At 67.1% G+C, this 15,752-nt stretch carries 17 protein-coding genes, 2 tRNA genes and 1 other RNA gene; 10 read left to right on the top strand and 10 right to left on the bottom strand.

What is annotated here, in order from left to right:
- Positions 1-49 precede the first annotated feature (49 nt).
- The 8 genes from OO71_RS14865 (at position 50) to OO71_RS14830 (ending at position 5,469) form a co-directional block, all read left to right on the top strand.
- Positions 50-123: transfer RNA gene (locus tag OO71_RS14865), tRNA-Met, on the top strand.
- Between the two features lie 247 nt (positions 124-370).
- Positions 371-447: transfer RNA gene (locus OO71_RS14860), tRNA-Met, on the top strand.
- A gap of 223 nt (positions 448-670) precedes the next feature.
- Entirely contained in the window at positions 671-1,171 is a 501-nt protein-coding gene (locus OO71_RS14855) for a PadR family transcriptional regulator (protein ID WP_033290323.1), read from the top strand.
- Between the two features lie 63 nt (positions 1,172-1,234).
- Positions 1,235-2,338 (top strand): peptide chain release factor 2, encoded by a 1,104-nt coding sequence (gene prfB, locus OO71_RS14850; RefSeq protein WP_033290322.1) that lies wholly within the window; start codon positions 1,235-1,237, stop codon positions 2,336-2,338.
- Positions 2,339-2,412: 74 nt separating this feature from the next.
- Positions 2,413-3,102, top strand: coding sequence for a cell division ATP-binding protein FtsE (gene ftsE, locus OO71_RS14845; protein ID WP_033290321.1), 690 nt, complete (start codon positions 2,413-2,415; stop codon positions 3,100-3,102).
- Between the two features lie 45 nt (positions 3,103-3,147).
- A complete protein-coding gene (gene ftsX / locus OO71_RS14840; protein ID WP_033290320.1) occupies positions 3,148-4,041 on the top strand; it encodes a permease-like cell division protein FtsX in 894 nt (297 codons plus the stop codon).
- A gap of 52 nt (positions 4,042-4,093) precedes the next feature.
- The gene (gene smpB, locus OO71_RS14835; RefSeq protein ID WP_033290319.1) at positions 4,094-4,576 is read left to right on the top strand and encodes an SsrA-binding protein SmpB; all 483 of its coding nucleotides are present in this window, start codon (positions 4,094-4,096) and stop codon (positions 4,574-4,576) included.
- On the top strand, positions 4,573-5,469 hold the full coding sequence (locus OO71_RS14830; protein ID WP_033290318.1) for an amidohydrolase family protein: 897 nt from the start codon (positions 4,573-4,575) through the stop codon (positions 5,467-5,469). Before smpB ends, OO71_RS14830 begins: the two co-directional genes overlap by 4 nt.
- Here the strand turns inward: OO71_RS14830 and OO71_RS14825 are convergent.
- The 7 genes from OO71_RS14825 to OO71_RS14795 form a co-directional block, all read right to left on the bottom strand.
- Positions 5,459-6,748, bottom strand: coding sequence for an acyltransferase family protein (locus tag OO71_RS14825; protein WP_033290317.1), 1,290 nt, complete (start codon positions 6,746-6,748; stop codon positions 5,459-5,461). The genes OO71_RS14830 and OO71_RS14825 overlap by 11 nt on opposite strands.
- Before the next feature lie 188 nt (positions 6,749-6,936).
- Entirely contained in the window at positions 6,937-7,239 is a 303-nt protein-coding gene (locus OO71_RS50080; RefSeq protein WP_063740067.1) for a hypothetical protein, read from the bottom strand.
- Positions 7,240-7,359: 120 nt separating this feature from the next.
- Positions 7,360-7,821 carry a Panacea domain-containing protein gene (locus tag OO71_RS14815; protein ID WP_033290316.1) on the bottom strand — a complete coding sequence of 154 codons (462 nt, stop codon included), beginning with the start codon at positions 7,819-7,821 and terminating at the stop codon, positions 7,360-7,362.
- A 239-nt stretch (positions 7,822-8,060) separates the two neighbouring features.
- The gene (locus OO71_RS14810; RefSeq protein ID WP_033290315.1) at positions 8,061-8,279 is read right to left on the bottom strand and encodes a hypothetical protein; all 219 of its coding nucleotides are present in this window, start codon (positions 8,277-8,279) and stop codon (positions 8,061-8,063) included.
- An 85-nt stretch (positions 8,280-8,364) separates the two neighbouring features.
- Entirely contained in the window at positions 8,365-9,006 is a 642-nt protein-coding gene (locus tag OO71_RS14805; RefSeq protein WP_033290314.1) for a response regulator transcription factor, read from the bottom strand.
- Positions 9,007-9,061: 55 nt separating this feature from the next.
- Positions 9,062-10,195 (bottom strand): sensor histidine kinase, encoded by a 1,134-nt coding sequence (locus OO71_RS14800; RefSeq protein WP_033290313.1) that lies wholly within the window; start codon positions 10,193-10,195, stop codon positions 9,062-9,064.
- Positions 10,192-10,884, bottom strand: coding sequence for a sensor domain-containing protein (locus OO71_RS14795; protein ID WP_033290312.1), 693 nt, complete (start codon positions 10,882-10,884; stop codon positions 10,192-10,194). The genes OO71_RS14800 and OO71_RS14795 overlap by 4 nt, the downstream gene beginning before the upstream one ends.
- Before the next feature lie 165 nt (positions 10,885-11,049).
- Here OO71_RS14795 and ssrA point away from each other — a divergent pair.
- Positions 11,050-11,424, top strand: a transfer-messenger RNA (tmRNA) gene (gene ssrA / locus OO71_RS48220).
- Positions 11,425-11,471: 47 nt separating this feature from the next.
- Here ssrA and OO71_RS14790 read toward each other — a convergent pair.
- Together OO71_RS14790 and OO71_RS14785 are read right to left on the bottom strand one after the other, a co-directional pair.
- Entirely contained in the window at positions 11,472-12,407 is a 936-nt protein-coding gene (locus OO71_RS14790; RefSeq protein ID WP_033290311.1) for a hypothetical protein, read from the bottom strand.
- Positions 12,404-12,610, bottom strand: coding sequence for a hypothetical protein (locus OO71_RS14785; RefSeq protein ID WP_033290310.1), 207 nt, complete (start codon positions 12,608-12,610; stop codon positions 12,404-12,406). The genes OO71_RS14790 and OO71_RS14785 overlap by 4 nt, the downstream gene beginning before the upstream one ends.
- A 363-nt stretch (positions 12,611-12,973) precedes the next feature.
- On the opposite strand from OO71_RS14785, the gene OO71_RS14780 reads away from it, so the two are divergent.
- A complete protein-coding gene (locus tag OO71_RS14780) occupies positions 12,974-13,228 on the top strand; it encodes a hypothetical protein (protein WP_033290309.1) in 255 nt (84 codons plus the stop codon).
- Here the strand turns inward: OO71_RS14780 and OO71_RS14775 are convergent.
- Positions 13,212-15,698, bottom strand: coding sequence for a winged helix-turn-helix domain-containing protein (locus OO71_RS14775; RefSeq protein ID WP_063740066.1), 2,487 nt, complete (start codon positions 15,696-15,698; stop codon positions 13,212-13,214). The genes OO71_RS14780 and OO71_RS14775 overlap by 17 nt on opposite strands.
- Positions 15,699-15,752: the final 54 nt, after the last annotated feature.

The following is a 15,752-nucleotide window of genomic DNA, read 5'->3' as shown; positions in this document are numbered from 1 at the left end:
ACCTGCTTTGCGCCCGTGGGAAACCACGGCGTAAGGTAGGTGTCACCGACGCGGGGTGGAGCAGCTCGGTAGCTCGCTGGGCTCATAACCCAGAGGTCGCAGGTTCAAATCCTGTCCCCGCTACAGAGCTTGGGAGGCCTGTGCTTGCGGAACGCGCAAGCATGGGCCTCTTTCGCATGTCCTGGGGGTCGGACCCCCAGACCCCCGCCAGGGGGGCAAGCCCCCCTGGACCCCCCGGTTGGCGCGGGTTGGGTGGTGGTGTGTCCGGTTGGGTTGGTTTCCCCTTGGTTGGTGTTGGTGCTGGTCAGGGGTGTTTGGGGGGTGGGTGTGGGGGAGTGTTTTCGGGTGTGTAGGGTTGTGTTTACAACGACGCGGGGTGGAGCAGCTCGGTAGCTCGCTGGGCTCATAACCCAGAGGTCGCAGGTTCAAATCCTGTCCCCGCTACCAATGTGAGAAGGACCCGGTTCGTGCGGTGGCACGGGCCGGGTTCTTTTTTGTCGCCCGGGTGGGGGTTGTCAGGTGCGGCCCGGGGTGGTTGTGGTTGCGGAGGGTGGCCGGAGTCCTCGGAGTCCATTGTGGACTTGGGCCGATCGGTGGGGCTTACTGGCCACAATGGACAGATCGCCTGACCACTGTGGACACAGAAGCGATTAAGTGGGACGGTAGAGGGGTGTCCGAATTGAATGCAACAGCCGCCGCTCTGCTCGGTCTGCTCCACGACGGCCCCGCCACGGGCGGGCAGCTCGTCTCGGGAGCCGACGAGCGATTCGGCGCCTTCTTCAGTGTCACGCGCAGTCAGGTCTACCGCGAGCTCCCGGCGCTGTCCAAAGAAGGACTCGTCAAACTCGGCAAGCAGGGGCCTCGTTCGAGCCAGCAGTACGTGCTCACCGCGGCAGGCAAGAAGGCCTTCAAGACGTGGCTCACGTCCGAGGCTGGCCCCGACCACCTGCGCAGCCCGCTCATCCTGCGGCTCGTGCACGCCGGCTCGCTGACGGCAAAGCAGCGCAGCGCCCTCGTCGACAGCGCGCGCACCACCTACCAGGCCCAGCTCGAAGAGGCCAAGAACACCGGCAAGTCCGCCGAGGGCCCGTACGCCAAGGCCGTCGCCGAGTTCGCACAGGCGCAGGCCAAGGCCGCCCTCAAGCTGCTCGACTCGGTTCCGCAGGCCTGAGCACCCCCGCGGCCCACGACCGGTGCGCAACCGGTCGTGGGTTTTGCCGTAACGTGGTCAGACGTGAGTGATGAGTTCGATGCGGCGCTGAAGGACCTGACCGGCAAGCTGACCCAGATCGAGTCGGTGATGGACCTCGATGCGCTGCGCGCGCAGGTCGCCGAGCTCGAGGAGCAGGCCTCCAGCCCCACCCTCTGGGACAACCCCGAGGAAGCCCAGAAGGTCACCAGCCAGCTGTCCCACCGGCAGAGCGAGCTGCGCCGCGTCTCCGAGCTGCGCCAGCGCCTCGACGACCTGGGCGTGCTGTACGAGCTCGCCGGCGCCGAAGGCGACACCGGCAGCATGAACGAGGCCGAGGGCGAGCTCACCGACCTCACCAAGGACATCGACGCCCTCGAGGTCCGCACGCTGCTGTCCGGCGACTACGACGACCGCAACGCCGTCGTCACCATCCGCTCCGAAGCAGGCGGCGTCGACGCGGCCGACTGGGCCGAGATGCTGCTGCGGATGTACCTGCGCTGGGCCGAGCGCCACGGGTACCCCACGGACGTCTACGACATCTCCTACGCCGAGGAAGCGGGCATCAAGTCCGCCACCTTCAAAGTGTCCGCCCCGTACGTCTACGGCACGCTCTCGGTCGAGCAAGGCACCCACCGCCTCGTGCGCATCTCGCCGTTCGACAACCAGAGCCGCCGCCAGACGTCGTTCGCGCACGTCGAGGTGCTGCCCGAGGTCGAAGAGGTCGACCACGTCGACATTCCGGAGAAGGACATCCGCGTCGACGTGTACCGGTCGTCCGGACCCGGTGGACAGAGCGTGAACACCACCGACTCCGCGGTCCGCATCACCCACCTGCCCTCCGGCATCGTCGTGTCCTGCCAGAACGAGAAATCGCAGCTGCAGAACAAAGCGGCGGCGATGAAGGTCCTCCAGTCGCGCCTGCTGCAGCGCAAGAAGGAGGAGGAGCGGGCCGAAATGGACGCGCTCAAGGACGGCGGCTCCAGCTGGGGCAACCAGATGCGCTCCTATGTGCTGCACCCGTACCAGATGGTGAAGGACCTGCGCACCGAGTACGAGGTCGGCAACCCGTCCGGGGTGCTCGACGGCGACATCGACGGGTTCCTCGAGGCAGGGATCCGCTGGCGCAGGCAGGCAAGCGCGGTCTGATCCGCGCCGGGCCGGAGTGTCCCAGGACACCGGCAACCAGGGCTTAACGAGGCTCATGGGTAGGATGCCGAACCGTGATCCGGCTCGAAGAGGTTTCCAAGGTCTACAAGACCTCGACCCGCCCCGCCCTCGAACGGGTGTCGGTCGAGGTCGACAAGGGTGAGTTCGTCTTCCTCATCGGCCCGTCCGGCTCCGGGAAGTCGACGTTCCTGCGGCTCTTGCTGCGGGAGGAGGTACCCACCAAGGGACGGGTCATGGTGTCGAACTTCGACGTCGCGAAGCTCGCCCGGCGCCGGGTCCCCCGCCTGCGCCAGACCATCGGCTGCGTGTTCCAGGACTTCCGGCTGCTGGCCAACAAGACCGTCGCGGAGAACGTGGCGTTCGCGCTCGAGGTGATCGGCAAGCCGCGGCCGACGATCCGCAAGGTCGTGCCCGAGGTGCTCGAGCTCGTCGGCCTCGACGGCAAGGCCGACCGGCTGCCCAACGAGCTGTCCGGCGGTGAGCAGCAGCGCGTGGCGATCGCCCGCGCGTTCGTGAACCGCCCGCTCGTGCTGCTCGCCGACGAGCCCACCGGGAACCTCGACCCGGACACGAGCCAGGACATCATGCTGCTGCTGGAGCGGATCAACCGCACCGGCACCACCGTGCTGATGGCCACGCACGACCATTCCATCGTGGACTCGATGCGGCGGCGGGTCGTCGAGCTGCAGCTCGGTCGCGTGATCCGCGACGACGCCCGCGGTGTCTACGGCATCGGCCGCTGACACTGCCCCCGCCCTTTTCCCCCGAACCAAGGAAACACGAGAGCGATGCGAGCCAGTTTCGTCTTCAGCGAGGTCGTCACCGGGTTGCGCCGGAACGTCACGATGACCATCGCGATGATCCTCACCACCGCGGTCTCGCTCGCCATGCTCGGCGGCGGGCTGCTCGCCGTCCGCACGATCGACAAGATGAAGGCGAACTTCCTCGCCGAGGTCGAGGTTTCGATCGCGCTGGTCGACGACGTGAGCACCAACGACAAGAACTGCACGCAGGCGCTCTGCGGCGGGCTTCGCCAGTCGCTGCAGAACAACCCTGGCGTGGAGTCGGTGGTGTACGAGAACCGCGACCAGGCCTACGAGCGGTTCAAGAAGATCTTCGCGAGCCAGCCCGAGCTGCTCGAGCTCACCGGTCCCGAGGCGCTGCCCGCGTCGCTGCAGGTGAAGCTCAAGGACCCGGACCGCTCCGACGCGATCATCAAGCAGTACACCGGCCAGCCCGGCGTCAAGAAGGTCGACGACCAGAAGAAGTTCCTCGATCGGGTGTTCAACGTCTTCAACGGCGTCCGGAACATCGCGTTCGTGATGGCGCTCATCATGGCCGTGGCCGCCTTGCTGCTGATCGCGAACACGATCCAGGTGTCGGCGTTCACGAGGCGGACGGAAGTCGGCATCATGCGCCTGGTGGGCGCCACACGCTGGTATACCCAGCTGCCGTTCCTGCTGGAGGCGGTGGTCGCCGGCACGGTCGGTGCCGTGCTCGGGGTGGTGTTCCTGCTGGCGACGAAGCTGTCGTTCCTCGACACGGTGTTCACCGGCGAGGTGTTCCCGCAGATCACCACGCTCGAAGTGCTGTTCCCGGTCGCGCCGATCCTGCTCGCGGTGTCGATCGTGATCTCGGCGATCACCGGGTACGTCACGCTGCGGCTCTACGTCCGTCACTGAGCGGCGGCAAATCGGCTGCTCGATCCCGGTCTCCTCACGTAAAGTGGTCGGTATGCCCAAGGAACGTGGACAGAAGGTCATCGCGTCGAACCGCAAGGCTCGGCACGATTACTCCATCCTGGACACCTACGAAGCCGGACTGGTGCTCCAGGGCACCGAGGTCAAGAGCCTCCGCGCGGGCAAGGCGTCGCTCGTGGACGCGTTCGCCACGGTCGACGACGGGGAGGTGTGGCTGCGCAACGTGCACATCCCGGAGTACACGCAGGGCACCTGGACCAACCACATGCCGCGGCGCACGCGGAAGCTGCTGCTGCACCGCAGCGAGATCGAGCGGCTGATCGGCAAGACCAAGGAGAGCGGGCTGTCGCTCGTGCCGCTGTCGATGTACTTCAAGGACGGCAAGGTCAAGGTCGAGATTGCGCTGGCGAAGGGCAAGAAGGCCTACGACAAGCGGCAGTCGCTGGCCAAACGCGACGCGCAGAAGGACATCAGCCGCGCGATGGGGCGGGCGCTCAAGGGCCGGTTCACGGAGTGACGGCGGGCCCGGCCACCGACGCCGAGGTAGCGAGCTGGGTCGCGGGCCTCGGCCTCGACGGGATCGTCGACCTGCACGTCCACTTCCTGCCGAAACCCGTGCTGGACAAGGTCTGGGCGTACTTCGACCGCGCCGAGCAACATTACGGCACGCCGTGGCCGATCCACTACCGCACGTCCGAGGAGCAGCGCCTCGAAACGCTGCGCACGCTGGGCGTGAAGTGCTTCGCGCCGCTGGTGTACCCGCACAAGGCGGGTATGGCGGAGTGGCTCACGTCGTGGGCGCTGGAGTTCGGCGAGCAGGTGCCGGAAGCGGTGCCCACCGGCACGTTCTACCCGGAGCCGGGTGCGGCGTCCTCTGTGGACGCTGCGCTGCGGGCCGGTGCCCGCTGCTTCAAGGCGCACGTGCAGGTGGGTGCGTACGATCCGCGAAGCGAGCTGCTCACCCCGGTGTGGGGCGCGCTGTCTGACGCCGGGGTGCCGGTGGTCGTCCACTGTGGACACGGTCCGCTGCGGGGTGATTTCACCGGGCTGTCAGTGTTTGCTGAGGTGCTCGAACGGCATCCGCGGCTCACCGCGGTCCTCGCGCACTCCGCGATGCCGGAGTTCACCACGGCGTTCGAGCTGATGGACCGCTACCCGCGGGTGCATCTGGACACCACCATGGTCGGCGTGCCGTTTGCGGAGGCGATGTCTCCGTTGCCGCCGGACTGGACGGCGCGTCTCGCTGCGGTCGCCGACCGGGTGGTGCTCGGCACCGATTTCCCGAACATTCCGTACTCCTACGCCACACAGCTGCAGGCGATCGCCGGCTGGGCAGCCGACGATCGCCTGGGCGAACCGTTCCTGCGTGCCGTGCTGCACGACACGCCTGCGAAGCTGCTCAGCCTTTGACCGGCGCCGGGGTCAGGCGAGGGGCCTGTCGTCCGGCCAGCACGAACCCAGCCGCGGTAAGCGCGACCCAGGGCACCGGACCGTGCAGGAGGCTTTCGCTGAGCGGCGCGAACCCGTGTGCGGCCAAGCCCAGGAGACCGCCGGAGGCGAGCAGGCCCGCGATGACGAGCTGCGGCGTTTTCGCGGTCACCACCAGGTCGTCGGGCTGGGTTTCGAAGCGCTCGAACAGCCGCAGCAGGCCCAGGAGCACCACGCCGCAGGCGAAGACCCAGGCGGGCACCATCAGGAACCACAGGCTCGACCCGGGTTCCGGCGTCGCGTAACGCAGGCCGAGCACGGTCACTCCGGACACCACGACCAGCGCCGGCATGTGCCACAGGTACACCGACATGAAGCGCGGGCCGAGCCAGCCGATGGCGGCATCCAGGCGAGGGGACGCGAGCTTGTCCCGGAACGCCAGCAGGAAGCCGATCTGCCCGAGCGCGAGGAACAGCAGCAACACGGTGGGCGGGCTCATGTTGGACACCGGCGCACCCGGCATGCCGATCATGCTGGCCGGGTACGGCCCGAACGCGACGAGCAGCGCGGTCACCCCGAACCCGGCGGCGGACACGGCAAGCGCGGCGCGGCGGGTGAGGGTGCCGAGGCGTCCTTCGACGTAGTGGAAACCGAGCTGGTGCACGGCAACCCAGACGATGACGGCGTTGGCGTAGCCGATGAGACCGAGGTCGGAGAAGCGGGCGACGTCGACGAGAACGCCGAGACCGGCCAGTACCACCGGGACGGCGATGCCCCAGCGCCGATGCGCGGCGACCATCAACGGCGTGAGCAGCACGGTGAGCAGGTAGACCGACAGGAACCAGAGCAACTGGGCGGCAATCGAGCTGGCGACCTGCACGGGTTGCGCGGGAATTCCCATGCCCAGCAAGAGGTCCGGGACTACGAGCCAGACGGCCATGAGCGGCAGCACGGGAATGAGCAGGCGACGTACGCGTCCGGCGAACCAGGCACGGGTGGATTCCGCGCGGCGCAAGGAAATCAGGTTCGCCGCACCACCGGCGAAGAATACGAGGGGCATGACCTGCGAGGCCCAGGTGATGATCCACCAACCGGGGGTGGCGAGGGCGTTTCCGGTGGTGACCGTGGTGCCGGAGAAGGAAAGCACCGGCATGACCCAGTGCTGGGCGACCACGGCGATGATCGCCCCGGCGCGCACCACGTCGAGGAACTTGTCCCGTCCGGTTCTCGTGCTGCCGGTATGCAGCTGGCTCGTCGTCATACCGACGAGCCTGTCGTTCCGGGGCCCCGGAAACAGCGGTGCAGACCGCCGACTTCACCCTCCGGCCAGCCGGGTCCCGCTTCCGGGGGCTGGCCCTACCTCACCCTCGTGCCCATCGCCCCTGCTGTCATTCGGAGTCCGGTTCGCTGTCCCATCCGACGGGCGTGGCCGGTATCCGAATCCGGATTCTAGTGCTGGTAAATACGGCGGAAGTCGGGCGCTATCCACAGGATGTGCAGCACATCTCTTACTCGCACGCCCACCATGGGGAGTTTGCCGAGGTACCGGAAGACGAGAAATCTGTCGACATCCTGAAACCTGACCGGAATTTTCTCAGTAATGCTGTCTTTGGGCATCCATTCGGTTCCTGAGCCGTGCCGAGGAGCAGTGAGGATCTGCTTCCATTGCAGACTCGACAGCTTTTGAAGAGTCGTTGCAAACGCTGCGCGCCGGGCAGGGTCAAGGTTTCCTACGTCGAGCTCTTTGCTCACATGGTGAAGGCGGAACTTAGGAGTTTCCTCATCGTAGCTCGTCGGTTGAGCCGGGGCAGATACCTGGATGGACGTCGCAGGTTTCGAAGGCCGGGTTCCTCGAGCGCTCCGCGCCATGATCTACTTCTTGGTGAGGGGGGTGAAGTGTTCCTCGAGGTCGGGAACGCTGATCACGATTCCTCTGAACTGGTCGCCTCGCCAGTTCTTCTGCCACGGAGGTTCGTCGTGTGTCATGTTGCGCAGATGCCAGGCAGCGTACCATCCATAAGAATTCCAAACCTGTCCCAGGAATTGCGAGTCTTCTCCGCTGACGTCTGCCCAGTTGAAAGGGTCGGCTGGTTCGAGGTGCAAGTCAGCTGATCCGTAGCCCTTCCACTCGTGGTAGACGGCTGGCACAACGGGGCCATGAGACCATGCTTGGATATCTTCTTTGAAGAGTGGCTTCCGATGGAGCGCAACGTAGTGACCTTGTGCGTAGTACAAGAGCTTCTGCAACTTGAGGTTCGATAGATCGGCCTCTTCTGCCTCGGCCCAAGCGATGAACCACTTGGCAATTGTTCTTGCGCTATATGGTGCGTCCATCGCTTCCCTCCTTCGGTCTTGGGCCGGCCACTTGGTCAGTCGTTGCGCCGTGTTCAAGTGTGTCACAGGTGTTCACAATGTTGCCGAAAGCCACGAGTTCCCGGCGTAGTGACGACCATGTCATGTGAGCGAACATACGTTCGATCGTACACGGAGAGTGAGACTTCTGCTACTCCCTGGGTCGGGTGAATGCTGGACGACGAAGCTGCAGATTGGCGGTGGCCGAAGATCCAGGCGCGCTAACGCAGACCGTCCGGCTCGTGGCTGGTTTCGTGGGCCTGCACGCGGTATTCCCAGCCGTTCTCGGTGAGGCCGAGCTCGTAGCGTGTCTCGATTTTCGGGCCGCCGTGCAGGTGGATGTGGCGGACCACGGTGCCCGGAACCGGTTCGTCGTCGGTGAGCTCCTGGACCCGGCCGTCGAGCGGCCCGCCGAAGAAGCGGACGCTGCGGTCGGTCATCGGGCTCTCCTCGCTCGGTTCGGGCGGCATTCGTCCATGGTAGGCGAGGGACCGGCGCGTGTGCTGCCGTCAGTTCGGGTGAGGGTCAGCGGCCCAGATAGGTGAGTACCGCCCGTACCCGGCGGTGTTCTTCCGCGCTGGCTTCGAGCCCGAGCTTCGCGAAAATGTTGCCGATGTGTTTTTCGACGGCCCCGTGCGAAACCACGAGCGACCCGGCGATCGCGGTGTTCGAAAGTCCTTGCGCCATCAGGCCGAGTACCTCCGACTCGCGCGCGGTGAGCGAGTCGAGCGGATTACGCCGTCCGCGTGCCATCAGCTGGGCGATGACGTCCGGGTCGATGGCCGTGCCGCCGCCCGCGACGCGGCGGACCGCGTCCAGGAACTCGGCGACGTCGGCGACGCGCTCCTTCAGCAGGTATCCGACGCCGCCTGCGCCCGCGGACAGCAGCTCCACGGCGTAGCTTTCCTCGACATACTGGGAAAGCACGAGCACCGGCAGCCCGGGGACCTCCTTGCGGGCCGCGAGGGCGGCGCGCAGGCCTTCGTCGGTGAACGTCGGCGGCATCCGGACGTCGACGATCGCCAGGTCGGGCCGGTGTTCGGTGACCGCGCCGAGCAGGTCGTCCCCGTTGTCGACGGCGGCGACGGTGTCGATGCCCTCGTCGGCGAGCAACCGGGTGACCCCGGCCCGCAGCAGCACGGCGTCCTCGGCGATCACTACCCGCATCAGGCCCCCAGGTTCGTGAGTGAAGCTCCCTGGGGCCTATTCACTCACGAACGGGTTACCACTGGCACGGCAGGTCAGCTCTGATGACGGTCGGACCGCCGTCCGGGCTCACGACGGTGATCACGCCGTCGATGGTGGCCGCGCGGTCGGCCAGCCCGGCGAGCCCGCCGCCGGGACGGACTTCGGCGCCGCCGTGGCCGTTGTCGGTGATTTCCGCAATCACATGCGTGTCGCTCCGCCAAACCCGCACGCTCGCCTCGGTGGCGCCGGAGTGCTTGGCGACGTTGGTGAGCGTCTCGCCGACGATGAAGTACGCCGTCGTCTCGACCGCAGCCGGTGGCCGCGGCTCCACGTCCACCTGCACGTTCACCGGGATGGGCGTTTTTGCGGCCTGCGCGGACAACGCTGCGTCGAGACCGCGGTCGCCCAGCACCGCCGGGTAGATCCCGCGGGCGAGGTCACGCAGTTCGGAGACGGCCAGCTTGGCGTCGGAATGCGCTTCGTCGATGAGCTCGCGCACGGCGTTGGGGTCCTGGTCGAACTTCGACTTCGCCCGGCCAAGGCTCATCGCGACGGCCACGAGCCGCTGCTGGGCGCCGTCGTGCAGGTCCCGCTCGATGCGGCGCCGCTCGGCTTCCGCCGCGTCCACCCCCCTGGCCCGCGACGCCTGAAGGTGCTCGGCCTTCTTCTCGAGCTTCCGCGCGCGGTTGGGGCCCAGCATGGACAGCGCCAGGGTCCCGTGCAGCCAGCCAAGCCACGGGACGACCCAGATGGCCATCGGCAGCAGCACGATCGACGCGAGCGCGATCGGGAACTCGACGACCGCCAGCGGGAACGCGAGCAGCAGGTAGGAGAGGTCACGCCAGGTCGTGGGGTCCGACAGCCGGGTGAGCCAGCGGCGGGTGAGCGACTGCCCGTCCAGCGGAAGCCGTTCGATCGGGCCGAGCGGAGTGCCGAGCATCTTCCGCGCCCAGCGCCGCTCCACGTCGCCCGACCAGCGGACGAACGCGGTGGTGGCAAGCAGGATCGGGAAGCCGATCCAGACCACGACCGTCGCGGTCCCGACCGTCGCGCCCACGACGATCAGCACGAACTGCAGGAGCCGCAGCACGAACGTGAGGACCATGTACGCGATCGTGCGCGCCGGATTCGGCCGCGGGTGCTCCGGAAGCTGGTCTTGCGAGGTCATCCGGCCACCGTGATTCCGTCGATCTCGTTCCACGAGCGCTCCATGCGGCGGCGCTGGGCGACCGTCGGGCGGAGCAGTGCACCCGCGAAACCTGCGTGCAGCGAGGCCAGGCCCTTGGTGAGGGCGACGGCGACCGCGGCGAGCAGCACCCCCAGCGCTGCCCACGGCAACGCGGTCACCGTCGAGTCGACGGTGAACCACCGCACATCGTAGCTCGGGAACGCGTACACGCCGTCGGGAAGGAAGCGGTAGTAGATCGGCAGCGCGACCAGCCCGAGGCTCACCGACCAGGCCACCACGACCAGCACGAACTCGACCACCCCGAGCGGGAACAGCAGGAAGAGATACGCGAGGTCGCGCCAGGTCGCGCTGTCCTTCAGCCGGGTCGTCCAGCGGCTTTTCTGCCCGGACGGCGGGAGCGGCAGGTACGGGCTGTCGATGTACACGTCGAGCAGGGCGTACAGCCGTCCTCGCTCGACGCGCCCGGCGGCCCTGGCGAAGAGCACGAGCAGACCGAGCAGCGGAACCCCGACCCAGACGACGAGCGTCCCCGCCCCGGCCGAGGCCAGCGTGATGATCAGCGTGAACGTCAGGATGCCCAGCGGCAGGTTGAGCAGCAGATACGCCAGCGACCCGCCCAGCGGCGGGGTACGGCGCCCGAAGCGGCGGGTGGCAGGCACGGTGACCATGGCGGGGCTCCCTCTCGACTGAATCCGACCTGTTCAGCATCGCTGCCGAGGTGGTCACCTGCCAGGGGGCGCGCGGGCATCTCGGAGGTGGGGCCAGCCCTACCCCGGGGTGGAACTATCCGGTTGCCGGGGGCGTTATGATGGGCAGGTTACGAACACCTACAAGGGGGTGAACGGTTTCGACTCTGGACGTCGAGTCAAGGGAAGCGTGCCGGTGCAGGCGAGAGACCACCGCAAGCGTCATCGCAACCTAATAAGCGCCAAGGCCAATAGCCAGCGCGACTTCGCTCTCGCTGCCTGATCGCAGTAGAGCAAGTCTGTCGGCCCGGGGTCGCCTCCGACCCGGTCGCCGGCATCAGCTAGGAGGCTTACCGCCAGTCCCGGCCACGGGGCCTGGTAGGGAAGCAAACAGTGGCTGGGCCCGTCACTTCAGCTTGTTCACGTGACTGAAGGGGTCGAGTAGAGACAGTGTGGACTGCGCACGGAGAAGCCTTGAGGAGGCGCTGGAGGACCCGGGTTCAATTCCCGGCACCTCCACCCCTTGGAGGAAGGTGCCCCCGCGATCTGCGGGGGCACCTTTCGTTTTGTCAGTCCCAGTGAAACTTGGCGAGGTGCTTGCGATCCAGGGCTTGGATCCGCAGCGCGATCAGTGGTTCGGTGGGGGATGGGCGGGGGATTTCGAGCCATTCGGTACCGCCGAACTCGGTGAAGACGCGGGGCATCGCGCGGAGGTACCGGCATTCGAATCCCACCGAGTAGGGCGTCATCCGGCTGCGGATGTCCTTCCCGTGGAGGAACACTTCGTACAGGTTTGCGCCGCGCTGTTCGAGGTAGGCCAAGGCGATCCGGGCTGCGCGGATGAGTGGGCTGGTGGGTGACCAACGTCTTGCGAGGTAGCGTTCGAGGTCGGTGATGCCAGGGTTGTCGAGGGTGAGTTGCTCCATCCGGATGGCGCCGCGGCATTGCAGGTCGATGAGCCCGCGGCGGATTTCGATGGGAATCCGCTGTTCGATTCCGGCAAAGCAGGGCAGCATTCCGTGTTCGGGGTCGTCACGTGAGGGCGGGTCGGCGCGACGTTTCCGGTAGGCGGCTTGTCTGCAGGAGTCGGAGCAGTATCTGCGCGGCCTGCCGCTGCTGGTGATGAGAGGGAGCTTCTGCTGACGGCAATGCATGCATGGAACGAGCTGCTCGACCCGGTGCTGAGTTCCGATGTCGCGCACCGCACGGGACCGTTGCCAGTCGAGGTCGCCCGGAGTCAGGCCGCTGTCTCGGAGTAGCTCGCCCAGCCGGTTCCGTCCGGTGGCCAGGACGTCGTGCATATGCCCGAGGTAGTCGTAGTTGTGGATCAGCCTGGTGCTACGCGCTTTGAAGAGCCGGACCAGCGCTGCCACGGGCACGTCGAAGCCGTAGTGGAGGGCGACGTAGACCGCGTCCCGCTCATTCAGTTGCGCCAGGGCTGCGCCGAGTATGTCGTTGTCGCCGGAGTGGAGTGCTGCTTTGGCGGTGGGGTCCGCCGGGCTCATGCGAGCCCTCTCGCAGTCAGGCGGATGCGGTTGATCCCGCCGACCACCCCAGGCAGGGCGCCGAGTACTGCGGCCAGATCGCACGGCTTCGCCCGGTTGATCGCCGTGGTGGTGACGGCTCGAAAGGTGCGCAGTGCAACTGCGGCGGTGACGCACCACATGCCCATCACTATGACAGCGGACAAGGCGGCGGTGTCGGTCATTGGGTCTCCTTACGAAAAAAGGGCCTCCGTTCGTGGAACACGGAGGCCCTGGAAACAAAAAAGCCCAGTCGGCATGGGCCGCTGGGCTTTGCGGGCAGAAATCTGCCCCACGGGAAGGAGTCTAGCAGGCGGCAAGGGGCTATTTATGGCCGGTTCCGGTGGCGCGTCTTGCCTGTTCAGGCTGGGTTTCTCTGACTCGAGTCATCTGACTTTCCGTTTCGTAACACCACCGTCCCGGCCCGCGGGTTGGTGGCCTCTGGTGACGATCTGATCACGCTGCCCAAGCCCAGGTAACGGACGGCTCTCGGCAGGCGAAGATCTTGGCGGCCCGTTTGTCCGAAAAGTGCCTGGGAGACCGTTGTCATGTCCTACGCGCCGCCGTCCGACGTGTCGCAGGCCAGGTTTGTCGCGCTGGCTTGGGCTTCGGTGGTTTTCGGGGTCGTCGGCGTGGTCGGGTCGCCGGTGGTCTTTCTCGACGATCTCGCCGCGGTTGCCGGGTTCACGCTCGGCGTGATCGGGCTGTTCGGGAGCCGGAAGGTCCTCGCCGGGGTCGGGATGGTGCTGTCCGTGGCTGCGGTCGTGATCACCGTGCTCGCTCAGATCACTGCCGCGGTCTGATGGCCTGCGGACCCGTCGAAGGCGCCAGCAACCCCAACGCCCGCGCCCGATCAACGGCCGTACTCCGCCGATGTACCCCGAGTTTCCGGTACAGATTGCGGATGTGCGTCTTCACCGTGTTGCGCGAGACCGTGAGCGCGCCAGCGACCTCCGGGATCGACAGGTTCGTCGGCAGGTACCGCAGCACGCGGATTTCGCTCTCGCTCAACGGGTCCAGCAGTGGCTCGACCGAGGAGGACGGGGGCGTCCGCCCGGCCAGCAGGCTTCGGAGGTCCGCGATGAGACCCGCGTGCCGGGTGCGGTGCGTGGCGTGCCGGGCGAGCAGGTCCGGGACCGGGTGGAGGAGGAACCAGATCAGCGCACCGTCCGGTTCGGCCAGGTCCAGCGCGCGTTCGAGAGCGTGCCCGGCGGCCGCCGGGTGGCCGAGTGCATCTCTGGCAACGGCTTCCAGCAGGTAGGCCTGGGTCCGCCAAGCCGGCCACAGCACCGGTGCGGAATGGTCCAGCACCGGCGCGAGAACGTCCGACGCGGCAAGCGGTTCGGAGTCGGCGAGCCGTAGCATCGCTTGGACGATCCGCACTTCGCTGTGGTTGCGGTGCCGCGGGTCGAATCCGGCGATTACCTGTTCGACGCGCTCGATGTCACCTAGTCGCACCAGGGCTTGCAGCTGGAAGCCTTGCATGGCAAGCGTTACCGGGTTCGGCGCGGTCACCAGCCGGGACAGTCGCTCGGCGGTGCCGAAGGCTGCGACGGCCTCAGTGTTGCGGCCGCGGGCCATTGCGAGCGTCGCGCGGACGTGCGCGATTCCCATTCCCGCCAGCGGATGGGCCTCGGGCCGGATCGTCCGTTCGGCGCGCTTGACCCACGGCTCTGATTCGTCGAGCCGCCCCTGCCACGCCCGGACCGCGCCGAGCGTCATGTACGCGGCGCCGGCGGGCGGTTCGTCCGTCCAGCCGTGGCGCTGCGCGAGTTCGACTGCTTGCAATCCGTGGTCGACGGCCTGGTCAAAAGACAGGAAGAACTCGTTCGCCGCCTGGTAGGCGAGGCTTGCGAATTCCAGGTACGGCCGCTGGTTCGGCGCACGTCCGCGTTCCAGATGACGTTGTGCCTCGGCGAAATCCGCAGTCCAGTACTCGGTGCTGTCGAGGCTGATCAGGGCGAGCGCGCGCAGGTCTTCGTCGAGCGCAGACTGCTGCCGGACGAGCTCGTCCACGGTCGGCAGGTCGCCGAGGCGCCGGGCCAGCATCAGCCGGACGACCTCCCGTACCGGTGATTCGGCCGCCTGTTCCAAATACCGTTGTGCCACTTCGACCGAGCCGTGCGCAAGCTCATCCGCGGCAAGCAGAACGGCCAGCTCTCCGGTTACTCCGTCCGGGGGAAATCCGGCGAGCAGATCGTGTGCCGTCGCGGCTTGACCGTCGAGCAGCAGGGCCGGCCAATGCCCGACGAGCAGCCGCGTGGCGAGCGGCCATTCCCGCGCGGCCTGGGCCTGCCGGATCGCTTCGACCGGAAAACCGTGCTGCGACAGCCATTCCGCTGCAGTCCGGTGCAGTGCGGCTTCGTCCGCGGCGGTCCGGCGCAGGTGCAGGCGCAGCAGGTCGGCGAACATCCGGTGGTAGCGAAACCAGGTCCGGCCGGTGTCCTGAGCCTGTACGAAAGCGTTTGCCTGCTCCAGATCCTGCAGGATCCGCGCACCGCCACCACCACCGGTGAGCAGGTCGGCCAGATCGCCGTTCACCTGCTCGAGGATCGACGTCCGCAGCAGCAGGTTCCGCACGTCGTCCGGCTGCCGCTCCAGCACTTCGGCCACCAGGTACTCCGCGACGGTGCGCTCGCTGCCGGAGAATTCGGCGACGAACCGCTCCGGGTCCGGATGCCCGGCGAGCGACAGCGCGGCCAGCCGCAGGCCCGCGACCCAGCCTTCGGTGCGCTCCAGGAGCAAGGTCAGCGATTTCTCCGGCAGCGGCACGTCGTCGAGCAGTTGCCTGGCCTCGTCGGGGGTGAACCGGAGGTCGCGGATTTCGGTGAGGTCACCGTCCAGCCGCAAGCGGTGCAGACCACGGACATCCTCCCGGGTCAGCAGGATGAACCGCAGCTCAGCTGGTGCGCGCAGGACGAGCAGTTCGAGCTGACGACGGGTTTCGGGGGAGAGTTCGTGCACGTCGTCGATCACGAGCCAGCGGCGTTCCGCCAGCGGTGCGAGGTCGCCGAGCAGCCGTTCGACGATGGCCCAGGCGTCCGGATTCGGCGCCGGAGTGACCGGGCGGTCCGTGAGAGCGTCGAGCACCGCAGGCCAGAACTGCGGCGGATCGACGACGCTGACCCATCCCACCCGCTCGGCCAGGCCAGTGTCCTCGATCCACGACCGGACCAGCACGCTCTTTCCGCTGCCAGGCGGGGCAGACACCACAGTCACCCGGCCTGCCGTCGCGAGCCGGTCGAACAGCGCCGGTCGCAGCACGACTCTCATGGTCGTGATCAAACCACCCGAACGGGGTGAGGGTGGCTCACCCCGGGCCCGCGG

It is taken from the genome of Amycolatopsis jejuensis (genome assembly GCF_000717335.1).
GTDB lineage: Bacteria > Actinomycetota > Actinomycetes > Mycobacteriales > Pseudonocardiaceae > Amycolatopsis > Amycolatopsis jejuensis.
Note: the sequence above shows the minus strand (reverse complement) of the source record. Positions and strands in the feature narration are given on the sequence as shown.

Excerpts from the sequence above, each read along its gene's own strand:
- OO71_RS14775 (WP_063740066.1), bottom strand. The coding sequence starts at position 15,698 with ATGAGAGTCGTGCTGCGACCGGCGCTGTTCGACCGGCTCGCGACGGCA.
- OO71_RS14810 (WP_033290315.1), bottom strand. The coding sequence starts at position 8,279 with ATGACCGACCGCAGCGTCCGCTTCTTCGGCGGGCCGCTCGACGGCCGG.
- OO71_RS14815 (WP_033290316.1), bottom strand. The coding sequence starts at position 7,821 with ATGGACGCACCATATAGCGCAAGAACAATTGCCAAGTGGTTCATCGCT.
- ftsX (WP_033290320.1), top strand. The coding sequence starts at position 3,148 with ATGCGAGCCAGTTTCGTCTTCAGCGAGGTCGTCACCGGGTTGCGCCGG.
- OO71_RS14790 (WP_033290311.1), bottom strand. The coding sequence starts at position 12,407 with ATGAGCCCGGCGGACCCCACCGCCAAAGCAGCACTCCACTCCGGCGAC.
- smpB (WP_033290319.1), top strand. The coding sequence starts at position 4,094 with ATGCCCAAGGAACGTGGACAGAAGGTCATCGCGTCGAACCGCAAGGCT.
- OO71_RS14825 (WP_033290317.1), bottom strand. The coding sequence starts at position 6,748 with ATGACGACGAGCCAGCTGCATACCGGCAGCACGAGAACCGGACGGGAC.
- OO71_RS14805 (WP_033290314.1), bottom strand. The coding sequence starts at position 9,006 with ATGCGGGTAGTGATCGCCGAGGACGCCGTGCTGCTGCGGGCCGGGGTC.
- OO71_RS14785 (WP_033290310.1), bottom strand. The coding sequence starts at position 12,610 with ATGACCGACACCGCCGCCTTGTCCGCTGTCATAGTGATGGGCATGTGG.
- OO71_RS14780 (WP_033290309.1), top strand. The coding sequence starts at position 12,974 with ATGTCCTACGCGCCGCCGTCCGACGTGTCGCAGGCCAGGTTTGTCGCG.
- OO71_RS14800 (WP_033290313.1), bottom strand. The coding sequence starts at position 10,195 with ATGACCTCGCAAGACCAGCTTCCGGAGCACCCGCGGCCGAATCCGGCG.
- OO71_RS14795 (WP_033290312.1), bottom strand. The coding sequence starts at position 10,884 with ATGGTCACCGTGCCTGCCACCCGCCGCTTCGGGCGCCGTACCCCGCCG.